Genomic DNA, 12,588 nt, shown 5'->3' on the forward strand with positions numbered 1-12,588 from the left:
CTTACAAACTATCAATCTTCTTTGATGTCATTAAGTGTTTAATTCTTTGCTCACCCAGTGACATATTGACTGTTGAGGAATGAACTGAGCTCCCAGACGAAATAAAGGGTTGGTGCAAGGGTTCACCCAGTGACACAAATAGTCGGGTGCCTATACTGCCAGTTCGGATTTCCAACGGCAGTGTAGAGGGGTGTAATGTCCCCATTTGGTGAGGATGAAGTTGGTTACCACCGATATAGGCCCGCCCGGAGCGGACATAAATGAACCCCGTCGTTTGGAGCTTGTCTGGTTCAAAGTGCCAAACACCATAAGGTGCGATAATGATATCAAGGTAAGTAACGGCAATACTGTATTCAATCGGGCTCAGTGCGCCTTTGTAGTTGCCAATAAGTACTTTGGTGGCAGAATCTGCTTCCTCGACCAGTGGGATTTGGTGAGATGCAATGTTGGCACTTGATGCATCGGCCATCTCTTGTTGTCCAGCTGGCAGTGCCGTCCATAAACTAAAAGATTCCACCCGACCGTTTTGTGGGGTCATCGTATCTTTGTGAATGATCCCGTTTCCTGAGGTCATCACATGGATGTCGCCGCTATCGAGGGTAACCTGGTTGCCTGATGAATCGAGATGTCGGAGCTTGCCGGTTACAGGGTAACTTATTGCGTTGATTCCGGAGTGACCATGATAGTCGAGGCCGGTTGTGCGAATAACATCTTTGGCTTCAAAATGATCCCAAAGCACAAAAGGGTCAAGCTCATGAATGTTATCAGCATCGATAAATGCCGTGATCGCACCTGTTTTTTGGCCGTAGCGAATTTTATTTATCTTCTTAGTGTTTTTCATGATCAAATACCAACTGCAATGGTTATCTGATTTGCCACTAACTCGATCTGCAGAGCCTGACAACGGATTCAATCGGCCATTAATGAGACTGGCCTAAATAATGAAATTTGATGATTAAATCTTAGACCTAAGACTCTGAATTGCTCAAGGTAGGAAGATAAAAACAGTGGATTCTTTTGGTCTTTTACAGGTAATGGAACAAGTCAAAGTATTGTCACTACTTCCAAGTCACATAATCGACGTAGGCAGGAGAACCGAGCTCCGCGAACTTTTTTAGCCAGCGGATTTGGTTGTTTTGTAGCTTGTCACCCGGTCCTTTTACTTCGACCCATCGATATTGGTTTGCCTTAAACATGATTAAATCAGGTAAGCCCGATCGATTGCTTCGTAGGTCGAACAGTAGCCGTGTGAATAGCTCGTATAATATGTTGCTCGGGATGGTGCTGGTGCTTTTGATGATTATCTCTTCCGTTAACAGAGACCAGTTAACCCAGTCGTTGCTTATCCCTAGTTTATAGCGATAGACCTCGAGCCATGCCTGCCAGTTATTCTCTCGAATCTCATTAAGGCGCCGGTTGATTAATGCTTCTCGTTGTTGGTAGAACTCGGGATGGAACATATCGCGGGGGGAGCGTTGGTAGGGGTTCAGGAAAGCTCCCGGAATTGGCGCGAAGATAATATCCCAGAACGCCAGCCCAAATAAGCCGCATAGCAAGCTGTTTTCCATATAATGTACTGACCAGCCTTGGCTTGCATAGTGTTCGGCGACGGCCAGTTCGACACGTTGACCGTCATTGGGAAGCGTTAGGTGGTTTTCATTGAAGACGGGCTTGGCTGTTGGCTGGTATGTCCGCTTTAGAGTACGGCTTAATTTCTTTTCCAGCCGTTCTGCGACTTCCGCTTCCTCTTCATTGTGTGGTGATTGTTTGATAGTTAGGGTGAGCTTAAGGGCTCGATCGAAATGCTGAAGCTTGTCTAGAATGCGTACCTGACGCTCCCTTGATGATGGGAGCTGGCTTTGTTCAAACAGTTCGAGTGCTTTTTCGGACATCTCAAAGCGTTCCAAATCGCGGGCAATGTGATTGATTAGCTGTTGGCGTTTTCGTTCAAGGGGCGGCCAGTGATAAGCCGGTGGGATCTCCTTGGCAAGAGTAACGATCTCAGGTTGATCTTTGTTTTCCTTGGCTTGCCAGTAGTGATCACTTAGCGCTGACAGCTCTAGCCATTGCCGGATCTGGTCACGGTCGGTAAAAAGGCGGCTATCTTTGTCAACAGAATAAGATTCAAATTGGTTCAGCCCAAGATCCGAGAGGACAAATTGGCTAAGATCCTGATGACGGTTACCAAAGAATAAAAGCAGGAATGTATCGAGATATTCCTGGTGGCAGATCTGTAATATATCTTGTTTGAATGCATCCAGCGCAGGAGTATGTTTGATGAGCTCTTGGACAAGTTCCGGCTTGCGGTATGACTTGTAAGGCGACAAGACTGGAAACAGTTTCAACAACTCTGGTTTTGTAAACAGTGCAACGATTTCTTCCAGTGGCCAATCGGAGCTATTGATCTTGATAAAACCAACATTGCACAGTTCATTGGCTGCCAGACTAATGTCGTCTATCTCACTATAACTCAGCTTGTCGCAGCGAAAGAGCAGCCCCTTCCTCGATAACAAGCGTATACAGAGCATCTGTGCGTTCTCTGGTAATCGGTGAAAGGTCACTATCCAGGCCGACTCTTCCGTGCAAAGCAGATCACCGTACCGTTGGCTGACCGAGTTGATTAGCTGGTGGAAGTTGTGAAGATAGTAATCTGGTGCGAGTAAAATCGGCTTCATGGCTTAAGTTTATACGCTATGCGCATTTATAATTCCTTCAATGGTTTACATCATGCACTGCTGATATGATGTTATCAATATTACTGTTGTTAAGGTCAGCTGTGTTTGCTTTGCTAAAAATCATCTATCGTCTTTGTATTGTACTTTTTCTTGTTTGCGTTGCTCTTCCTGTGTCAGCAAATACATCTGTGGCAAATGAGTCTGCTATTCTCGATAATATTCCCGACGATATAGTCGGCGCGGTTTGTGTTATCCGTCATGATAATAAAATGGTCATGTTATCTGAGGTTATCACTAAAAAGATGTCGCTGCCCGGAGGCTATATTGATAAAGGAGATACCCCGAGGCAGGCTGCAGTACGTGAAGCGTTGGAAGAAACAGGTATTAATGTGAAGGTCGTAGATTTGCTGCAATATCGTGGCCGTGCTGCGATTTTTAGCTGCGTTGCCGATTCTCCGATCTTGGTTTCGTCGTTTGAAGACAAGACAGGTTATCCGATTGTGGCCTCATGGTTTGCCAAGCATTACGCGACGGAAGTTCGACGTGTCTATCTGATTGATCCTAACTCCATAGATCCCCAAGAATACCGCTATAGAAAAGATGCCTTGTTGCTTGCTGATTGGATGGCAAAGACACCATCGAGCGATATTGAGATATATTCAGATCTGAGCGGCCAGGTAAATTCACTGCACCGGTTAGAGCTAGAATGGGTTATTCAGTTACAGCAGGCAGTAAGGTCATGGCCAGAAAACTACCAAACCGTATTTGACGGTATCATGGCTGTGGTGAATCTACCGGGTGAGCCGTTGTTTATTACTTTTCTTGTTATTGTTGTCACCGGACTGTATGGGCCGATAGGCTTGCTTCAGTTGACGTTTGTGCTGTTGTTGGCAACTTTCACTAGCGGTTTAATCAAGCTGGGGGTTGCGTCGCCACGCCCGTCAGACATTATCCCTGAGCTACAGCAAATCAATGCTTATGGCTTTGGCTTCCCCAGCGGGCACACTCTTATCGCTACCATGCTATGGGGATTGTGCTGGTATGCACTGGGCAAACGGGTCAGCAAGGTAGTTAAATGGCTCTCTTTGTCGCTTGTCTTGGCGCTTATTGTTGGTCAGGCAGTTGCTCGAGTTTGGTATGGCGTTCATTTTTTCAGCGATACCTTGGCCAGTGTCCTATTGGGGCTGATATTTGTGGCGGCTTTGATTGTTTGGCACTCTGCTTCAAGGTTTTCTTTGCAGGAAGCAATTATAAACCGGTGGTTCTGGTTATCGGTAACCCTCGTTGTCGGCATAGTGGCGGGGCTTAGCTTGGCACCTTTGCATACCTATATTTTTGCTATTTTGTTAGGGGTTGTCTTGAGTGTCGAAGCTGTACCGAAAAGCGTCGTTGCCACAACGGATATGGTGCGTTTGAAGATGGTGGGAATAATACTGGTAGGTTTGGTCGTTATAGGTACCAGCGTTGAACTGTTGGCGGATTTATCGTCGGTGAGCTTGGTTGTTTTGGTTATTCGAGGTACTGGGTGGACGCTTGGTGCAATTTGGCTTATTGCTGGTTCTTCGTCTCTCTTGAAAAGATTGAAATAAAATACCGACGTTAAGCAGGGTTTTATGTTGTTGCTCTCTGTCACACTTTGTTTCATATTCGTAGTGAGGTAAAGTGAATGCAAACGATTTATAAGAGAGCCCAGTAGCCGTAGGATACGGCAGTACTACTGGACAAGGAGAGCAATGTTACCTGTACTAACACATCAGAATAGTATCGACGATGTCGTGCTGTCATATCTGAGCGAGTTGGAGAATGCCGGTTTTACCGGAGATATCGAGCAAAACTATGCCAGCCGATTGGCAGTGGCGACTGATAACAGTGTTTATCAGCAGTTGCCACAGGCGGTGGTTCTCCCTCGCACCACGGATGATCTCATCTTGATTGGCCAAGTCGGCCAGAATCCTAATTTTAAGCAAGTGACTTTTTCCGCCCGTGGCGGCGGTACTGGAACTAACGGTCAGTCACTGACGTCGGGGATCGTCGTTGATCTGTCTCGTCATATGAATCAGATTATTGACGTGGATCCCGAGCAAGGCTGGGTGCGAGTTCAGACCGGAGTTGTAAAGGATCAACTTAACGACGCCCTACGTCCTTATGGTTACTTCTTTTCGCCGGATCTTTCGACCAGTAATCGCGCCACCATTGGTGGAATGATTAATACTGATGCTTCAGGGCAGGGCTCGCTAAAATACGGCAAGACTTCTGATCATGTAATCTCGTTGAAAGCCGTTTTGGTTGACGGCTCGGTACTCGATACTGTGCCTCTTACTGAGGAAGCGCTGCTCGCTTCGTCTCACGGAGATGACTTGGCCAGCACGGCGATGCGGGTGTCATCTCAGGTTTGTCGCGACAAGCGTCAGCAAATTATTGATAAATTCCCGCCGTTAAACCGTTTTCTTACTGGCTACGATCTCAATAACGTGTTCGATGAAGAGCTTACTGAGTTCGATATTGCTCGCTTGCTTTGTGGCGCGGAAGGCTCGTTGGCCTTTATTGCTGAAGCGAAGCTTAATATTACGCCAATTCCTAAATCCCGTACCTTGGTTAATATCAAATACGACAGTTTTGATTCGGCCCTGCGTAATGCGCCCATGATGGTTGACGCGCAGGCGCTATCGGTTGAAACGGTTGATTCGCGGGTATTGAATCTGGCTAAGCAGGATATTGTTTGGCATACCGTCAGCGATCTTCTGACAGACGTGCCAGGCAAAGATCTGCTGGGCATCAATATGGTTGAGTTTGCCAGCAACGATCCAGAAGAAAACCAGCGACAGGTAGAAGGACTTTGCGTACAGCTTGATGAATTGATAGCGAAAGAGATGAGTGGGGTGATTGGCTATCAGGTCTGTGATGATCTTGCCAGTATCCAGAAAATCTATGGGATGCGCAAAAAGGCAGTCGGTCTGCTGGGGGCGGCGAAAGGCAGCAAAAAACCGGTAGCCTTTGCCGAGGATACATGTGTTCCGCCAGAAAATTTGGCTGACTTTATTACGGAATTCCGTCAGTTACTTGATGAAAAGCAGCTTGATTACGGCATGTTTGGCCATGTGGATGCCGGGGTGCTTCATGTTCGCCCAGCGTTGGACATGTGTGATCCGGAACAAGAGCGCCTGATGAAGGAAGTCTCCGATCAGGTTGTTGCTCTGGTGGCGAAATATGGTGGTTTGATGTGGGGCGAGCATGGAAAAGGTTTTCGCTCAGAATATGGCCCGGCATTTTTTGGTGATGAACTGTTTGCTGAACTGAGACGAATCAAAGCTGCATTCGACCCGGATAACCGGATGAATCCAGGGAAGATTTGTACACCGCTTGATAGTGATGCAGAACTGGTGAAAGTCGATGGTCTGAAACGGGGGTTTTATGATCGTCAGATCCCGGTGAAAGTTCGCGATAGCTTCAAGCAGGCGATGGAATGTAATGGAAACGGCTTGTGCTTTAACTACGATGTTAACTCGCCGATGTGTCCATCGATGAAGATCACGGCTGATCGTCGTCATTCTCCGAAAGGCCGCGCCGGTTTGGTTCGAGAATGGTTACGTCAGTTGTCTGAGCTGGGGATTGATCCGATTAAGCTCGAAACGGAGCTGATGAGTCAGTCACCGACGGTGAAGCAAATCATTGATCGCTTCAGAAACACGTTTGGTTCGGCCAAAAGTGACTATGACTTCTCTCATGAAGTAATGGAAGCGATGAACGGCTGTCTGGCCTGTAAGGCGTGTGCCAGCCAGTGCCCGATCAAAGTGGATGTCCCAAGCTTCCGTTCGCGCTTCATGAACCTTTATTACAGCCGATATCAGCGTCCGGTGAAAGACTACTTGGTCGCTTATGTCGAAAGCTATCTACCCTTGATGGCAAAAGCCCCTGTCACTTTCAATGCGGTTATGCGCCCGTTATGGTCGAAAAAGCTGACAGAGAAAGCCATTGGCTATGTGGATATGCCGGCGTTGTCGGTTCCTACCTTAGTGGAAGGCTTGGATGGTCATCATGCAACGCGTTTCGATTTGCAGTGGTTACAGGCCCTGTCTGATCATGAGCGTCAGGACTATGTACTGATCGTCCAGGATCCGTTTACCAGCTTCTACGATGCTGATGTGGTGCGGGACTTTGTCTACTTAATTGAGAAACTAGGCAAAAAGTCGATGCTGGTTCCGTTCAAACCTAACGGCAAGGCGCAGCATGTTAAGGGTTTCTTGCGTCAGTTTGCCAAGACGGCCCGCAATACCGCCGACTTCTTAAACCAGTTGTCGAGCTTGGGAATTCCGCTGGTGGGAGTCGATCCGGCACTGGTACTGTGTTACCGGGATGAATATGAGGAAGTGCTCGGTGATAAACGGGGAGAATTTCATGTCCAGACGGCACATGAATGGCTTCAGCCGTTATTGCCTTCGCTACCTTCCTATTCGTTACGAGAAGACGACAGGTGGTATCTGTTCGCTCATTGTACGGAAAAAACAAAAATGCCCAATGCCGAGAAAGAATGGGCTGAAATCTTTGCTCAGTTCGGGGCCAATCTGATGCCTGTATCTGTTGGATGTTGCGGTATGGCTGGTACCTTTGGCCATGAGAAAGACAAGCTGGAAATGTCCCGTGGTGTATATGATTTGAGTTGGCAGCCAAACCTTGAGCAATTGGATACCGAAAGATGCATGGCAACGGGGTACTCTTGCCGAAGTCAGGTCAAACGATTCGAACATATTAAAATGAAGCATCCGGTTCAGGTGTTGCTGCAGGTAGTCAATAATCTGAATTAATCGAAGTTTGACATATTGTAATACGTTATAGCGAGAGCCAAGGCTCTCGCTTTTTTTTGGACTATCGCTTGGATAATACGCGATATATGCGTTAGTCGTCCGGACTTAGCCACTTGTAGACAACTCCCGCTGCCATAGCTCCCAATATCGGTGCCACCCAGAAGAGCCATAGCTGAGCCATGGCCCAGTCTCCGACTATTACGGCGGGACCTGTACTGCGGGCGGGGTTAACGGAAGTATTGGTGACCGGGATGCTGATTAAGTGAATTAATACCAAGGCTAAACCGATTGCCAACCCAGCCATCGAGGGGCTTGCCAGCTTGTGGGTGACACCGAGGATCACAATAAGGAACATGAAGGTCATGATAAATTCGGTAAGAAAGCCGGACAGCATAGAATAGCCGCCAGGAGAATGATCGCCATAGCCATTCGAGGCTAGCCCGCCAGCGAGATCGAACCCGGCTTGCCCGCTGGCAATGATATAGAGAATGAAGGCGCCGAACATTGCGCCGAGAACCTGAAAAATGATGTATGGGGCGATTTCATTAGCAGGAAAGCGACCGCCTGACCATAGACCGACAGTGACTGCTGGATTTAGGTGACAACCGGAAATATGACCAATGGCATAAGCCATGGTGACAACGGTTAAACCAAAGGCAAAAGAAACACCCAGTAGCCCAATTCCGACGTCAGGAAATGCTGCAGCTAATACAGCGCTGCCACAGCCCCCCAACACTAACCAGAATGTTCCGATAAACTCAGCCACAAGCTTTTTAATCATTGTTACTATCCTCACAGGATGGGGAAGTGTTTGTCAGAGTATAGAAATGGAACTGGCTGATTAAAGGCTCAAAAATGGAAAAAGTCGTGAATAATAGGTTTATCTAGCGATTGGCTTCCAACAAATAACTTTCAAGCTGATCAGATAGCCATTCAATTACAGCTCCCCGCTGAGTATCACTGTCTACAATTTCACCATAAGGCTGCCAATTCATTGCTTTGTTGTGCTTAAGAACCGTGATAGCCCCTTCTCGTAGGTGTTTATTGATTAATAAAGCAGGTACATAGGACCATCCAGAGCCGTCAAGAACAGCATCACGAAGATGCTCATAAAAGGGAAGGGCGATAAAATTACTGGAACGTGGCGTTGCTGCTTTCAGGCTTTCATCATCGACATAGGCAAGTGCGATCTCAGTATAACGTTCCAGATCTGAGCAATTCACCTTCCGTAAGCGGCTCAGCGGGTGATCTTTGTGGGCGACTGACATCATATGTATTTGCCCAAGTTCGTGGTGATGTACCTGTGGGATCCGGTGGTCGTCAGGTAGAAGACTGTATGCGACGTCAATAATGTTTTGCTGTACCATTTGTTCTAGCTCAGGTGGTGGAGCAACATAAATCGATATACTTGTGCCCGGAAACCGCTCACTCATTTGCTGAACTAATTGACGCCAGAGCGATTCTGGCAGGGCATCATCTCTGGCAATACGTAATGACGATTCAACACCGCCAAGGTGCTGGGCGCATTTAGTTTGAATATCACTGGCAATCATCAGAAGACGCTCACAGTCGTTGGCTATTGCTTCTCCAATATCAGTCAGCTGAACTTTGTTTCCTGTTCGGTCTAACAGCCTGACACCTAACTCATCTTCGAACGCGCTTAAAGCAGCACTAACGGTAGTGCGGCTTTTATTGAGTTTTCGGGCGGCTTCGGCAATAGAGCCGCTTTGGCTGATAAGAATGAACATTTCTATTTGGTTGATTTTCACGAAAGTGCCTTATTGATGCTTTATGTCGTTTACCGTTTTAGCCTTGTCGACGAAAAAAACGTCGCTGAGTGATTATAGCAAGTAAGAATGGCAGGTTATGATGGCTATAACTGGATTAAGAAAAGAATAACCGACGAAAAAAGTGTCGGATGATAGAGGTGAATATGACTTGTAATGTGCAGCTTGAACGTCGGCTGCTTCAGTTTTCGACCTTTTCCTCGTTCCTATTTGCCATAATGGGGATTGGGCTTGGGGTCTGGATGGGGTCACTGGTAATTGTTTTTGACGGAGCATATTCGTTTATAAGTCTGGCATTGACACTGGTGTCTCTTGTTGCCGCTATTTATATCCGCCAACCTGAAATCACAATGAAACCACAGCAAGTCGCTAAAATAGAGCCATCGGTGATCGCTTTTAAAGGGATTGTGATCACCGTGATGTGCTGTATCTCATTTGGTACAGCTGTTATGGCCATATTTAACGGCGGTCGTGAGGTCGATACCGGACTTGCGCTTCTTTTTGGAGTGGTTAATATCGTTGGGTGTCTGGCAACAATCTGGGTGATGACCAAGAAAGGAAAGCAGGCCAATTCAGCGCTGGTGGAAGCGGAAGTTAAACAATGGGTTATGGATACTATTATTAGCGGAGCTGTTATGGGCGGATTTATTATCGCAACCATCATGAAAAATACTGATTACGCGCAATATGCTGTCTATGCTGATCCTGTGATGGTAGTGCTCGCATCTATCTATTTCGTTATCGTGCCGCTGAGAATGGTTTACGGCGCTGTTAACGATCTTCGAGCTCTTTCCGCTGAACAAAAAATGAGGGTGCCATTGGTGTAGTTGCCAAATAATCGCTAAGTACGAGCGAAGGTAACCGCAAAGTAAGAATAAAGTGGAAGGGAAGCTGGGAAGGGCTTCCCGTTCAAATTCTATTTACGGCCAAGCAGTAGAGTATCTTCAATTTCTCGGAAGTAGTTCGCCGTATTGATGAGTGAAGTCGCTGTCAGCGCCGGTACACCATATATTTCGACATCAACATTAAATTTTGACTGTACTTTATCAACGAGAAGATCGAAGTCACCATCACCAGAAAGCAGAATAATCCGGTCGACATCCGGAACATGCTCAATCACATCAAGGGTGATACCCACATCCCAGTCACCTTTTGCTGACCCGTCGCTACGCTGAATAAACGGTTTTAGTTTCACTTCAAAGCCAATACCTCTCAGGATATTCTGAAACTGGCGCTGCTTTTCATCACCTCGGTGAATCGCATAAGCATAGGCAGCAACGACCTCCCGCCCCTGGGTAGCTTCAGCCCAAAATGCGTTGTAATCAAAGTTACAACCATAAGTGTCTTTGACGGTGTAGTAGATGTTTTGCACATCAACGAAAATAGCGACTTTTTCCACAATAACTCTGACCATATGAATGACAACACACAGAGTGCCTATTTACGAATAAAAACTCAAGCCAGAAAGATTAGATCTGGCAATATTGTTAGTACTTGTAGATAAGGTAGAAACATGTGACAGTAAACCCAATGACAAGTCATAGCTGATGATTAACACTTTTGAATAAGACGATGATGATGAAGAAAACCCTGGCGGCTAGCCTATTACTTGCTTCTACGACTGCTTTTGCTCAGAGTTGTCCTGTCGATGTGCAAAATGATATCCATATTGCTGGTGAGCAGGTGTCGGTTTATCAAAGTGGTGAGCCTAAGATGATGATTGATGAAAACAATCAGGTCTACATCAATGGTAAGCGTCTGGAGTTGGATGAAATTCAACAGAAAGCTGTTGATGCGTATAGCCAGGGAGTCAAAGAGTACCTGCCTAAGATGGCTGATATTGCCGATGATGGTGTCGGTATTGCTTCTGACATATTGAATGAGATTTCAGCTCGTTTTGATTCGAAAGAATCTTTTGCCAAGGTAGAAACCTTGATTGATGACTATAGTCAAAAGGCGCAGCAAAAATTTTACCAAGGTGGTGAATTTGTGATGCCAGCTGATATGTTTGAAAATGTTGATTCCGACTGGAAGCAAGAATTTGAACAAGCAATGAAACATGTCAGTATCGAGTCTCTGTCAGGTTTATTTTCTGCTTTATCTCAAGAAATGAAAAACGGTGAGTTAAATTTTTCTGAGCTTCAGGAGCAATTTTCCGAACTAAAGGTGAAGATTGAAGAAAAAGTACGTGCTCGTTCTGGTGAGATAACAACAAAAGCCAACGATTTATGTGACTCAATAAAAGGGCTTGCTGAAGAAGAAAAAGAATTGCACCGCGTAGTTCCGGCACTGAAAGACTACCAGATGTTCGAAATTTAGGTTTTGCCATTATTTTGTATTGTAATTAAAGAATAACATTGTCAGTAAGGAATGCTGTTCATGTTCATTGAATAGCATTCTTCTCGCGTCGTTTATCCATTCCACTAATGCCTCAACGTACTAGCCTGTAAATATTCCTCTTATTACATCATGATTATGTGGTGAAGTTATTGATTACAAAATGGTTAATTGTTATTGATATACGCCATATAAGATAAGTATAAACAAATAGGTTGGCTATAGGTGTACGAGAATGAGGAGTACGAAACTATTTCTTTGATAGTTGCATTTCTAAACAAGATAGGGCTCTTCGTCGAATATATATCAATTGATGATTCGCCCATATCAGGTGTTTTTCTTGCCGATGGGAAGCTTTATGTCGATAGAGATAAGTTGTTATATCCGGGGGAGATACTTTTTAAAGCGGGGCAGATGGCAGTTGTTCCCTTTGCTCAACGTGTTCAGCTTAATAATGAAAACGTACATGAATCATCTGATGAAATGATGGTCATAGCCTGGTGCTGGGCAGCGTTAATTCACCTGAACCTATCTCCCGAACTCATCTTTTATAATCGAAATAGTTCGTGTCCCACAGAGGTCATCGACAAGTTTAATACAGGTCGTTTTTGGGGAGTGCCGCTACTACAGTGGGCAGGAATGAGCAATGAGCCGACCCGAGCCTTGGGCGGGGAGATGATTGTGTTTCCGGCAATGATAAAATGGCTAAGAGATTAATACCGTTTGTTAAGCCTATTGATTTAACGAGCAAAATTAATTTCTTAAGTGTGTTAGGGTAGTGACATATGGTCAGTTCGCTATCGAAGGTGAGAATATGTTAAAAATCGCCGTTATCATTGTCTTGTTGCTACTGGCTTTTCTGGCGACCAAGTATTTAGATGACAACGCCCAGAAGAAAGTATTGATAGGGCTTGGTATTGTTATTGGTTGCTCTGTTGTTTTCTTTATGGCTTCTGAGTTATTTCGCTGAGCTAAGCCTGTAGAGGC

The 12,588-nt window shown here is 45.7% G+C and carries 11 protein-coding genes; 6 read left to right on the plus strand and 5 right to left on the minus strand.

Going from position 1 to position 12,588, the window contains the following annotated elements; translation table 11 throughout:
- Window position 1: 1 nt before the first annotated feature.
- Both EDI28_RS02710 and EDI28_RS02715 read right to left on the minus strand, forming a co-directional pair.
- Window positions 2–841: a pirin family protein gene (locus tag EDI28_RS02710; RefSeq protein WP_199287360.1), complete on the minus strand. Its 840-nt coding sequence runs from the start codon at window positions 839–841 to the stop codon at window positions 2–4.
- Window positions 842–1,058: 217 nt separating this feature from the next.
- A complete protein-coding gene (locus EDI28_RS02715) occupies window positions 1,059–2,675 on the minus strand; it encodes a VRR-NUC domain-containing protein (protein WP_128782291.1) in 1,617 nt (538 codons plus the stop codon).
- A gap of 188 nt (window positions 2,676–2,863) precedes the next feature.
- Between EDI28_RS02715 and EDI28_RS02720 the strand changes: the two genes are divergently transcribed.
- Window positions 2,864–4,264, plus strand: a complete 1,401-nt coding sequence (locus EDI28_RS02720; RefSeq protein WP_164918462.1) for a bifunctional NUDIX hydrolase/phosphatase PAP2 family protein — start codon at window positions 2,864–2,866, stop codon at window positions 4,262–4,264.
- Between the two features lie 144 nt (window positions 4,265–4,408).
- Window positions 4,409–7,477 (plus strand): D-2-hydroxyglutarate dehydrogenase YdiJ, encoded by a 3,069-nt coding sequence (gene ydiJ / locus EDI28_RS02725; protein ID WP_128782293.1) that lies wholly within the window; start codon window positions 4,409–4,411, stop codon window positions 7,475–7,477.
- Between the two features lie 91 nt (window positions 7,478–7,568).
- Here ydiJ and aqpZ read toward each other — a convergent pair whose 3' ends face one another.
- Window positions 7,569–8,255, minus strand: a complete 687-nt coding sequence (aqpZ, locus tag EDI28_RS02730) for an aquaporin Z (RefSeq protein WP_199287373.1) — start codon at window positions 8,253–8,255, stop codon at window positions 7,569–7,571.
- A 106-nt stretch (window positions 8,256–8,361) separates the two neighbouring features.
- Entirely contained in the window at window positions 8,362–9,246 is an 885-nt protein-coding gene (locus EDI28_RS02735; protein WP_128782295.1) for a LysR family transcriptional regulator, read from the minus strand.
- A 164-nt stretch (window positions 9,247–9,410) separates the two neighbouring features.
- On the opposite strand from EDI28_RS02735, the gene EDI28_RS02740 reads away from it, so the two are divergent.
- The gene (locus EDI28_RS02740) at window positions 9,411–10,091 is read left to right on the plus strand and encodes a cation efflux transmembrane domain-containing protein (RefSeq protein ID WP_128782296.1); all 681 of its coding nucleotides are present in this window, start codon (window positions 9,411–9,413) and stop codon (window positions 10,089–10,091) included.
- A gap of 89 nt (window positions 10,092–10,180) precedes the next feature.
- Here EDI28_RS02740 and EDI28_RS02745 read toward each other — a convergent pair whose 3' ends face one another.
- Window positions 10,181–10,663 carry a LabA-like NYN domain-containing protein gene (locus EDI28_RS02745; protein WP_128782297.1) on the minus strand — a complete coding sequence of 161 codons (483 nt, stop codon included), beginning with the start codon at window positions 10,661–10,663 and terminating at the stop codon, window positions 10,181–10,183.
- A gap of 173 nt (window positions 10,664–10,836) precedes the next feature.
- Between EDI28_RS02745 and EDI28_RS02750 the strand changes: the two genes are divergently transcribed.
- From EDI28_RS02750 to EDI28_RS26850, 3 genes are all read left to right on the plus strand, one after another.
- Entirely contained in the window at window positions 10,837–11,583 is a 747-nt protein-coding gene (locus tag EDI28_RS02750; RefSeq protein ID WP_128782298.1) for a YggN family protein, read from the plus strand.
- Between the two features lie 243 nt (window positions 11,584–11,826).
- Complete coding sequence (locus tag EDI28_RS02755) at window positions 11,827–12,318, plus strand: hypothetical protein (RefSeq protein WP_128782299.1); 492 nt, start codon at window positions 11,827–11,829, stop codon at window positions 12,316–12,318.
- Window positions 12,319–12,415: 97 nt separating this feature from the next.
- Window positions 12,416–12,571 carry a hypothetical protein gene (locus tag EDI28_RS26850; RefSeq protein ID WP_164918463.1) on the plus strand — a complete coding sequence of 52 codons (156 nt, stop codon included), beginning with the start codon at window positions 12,416–12,418 and terminating at the stop codon, window positions 12,569–12,571.
- Window positions 12,572–12,588 lie beyond the last annotated feature (17 nt).

Source organism: Photobacterium chitinilyticum, from assembly GCF_004104355.1.
GTDB classification, from domain to species: Bacteria; Pseudomonadota; Gammaproteobacteria; order Enterobacterales; family Vibrionaceae; genus Photobacterium; species Photobacterium chitinilyticum.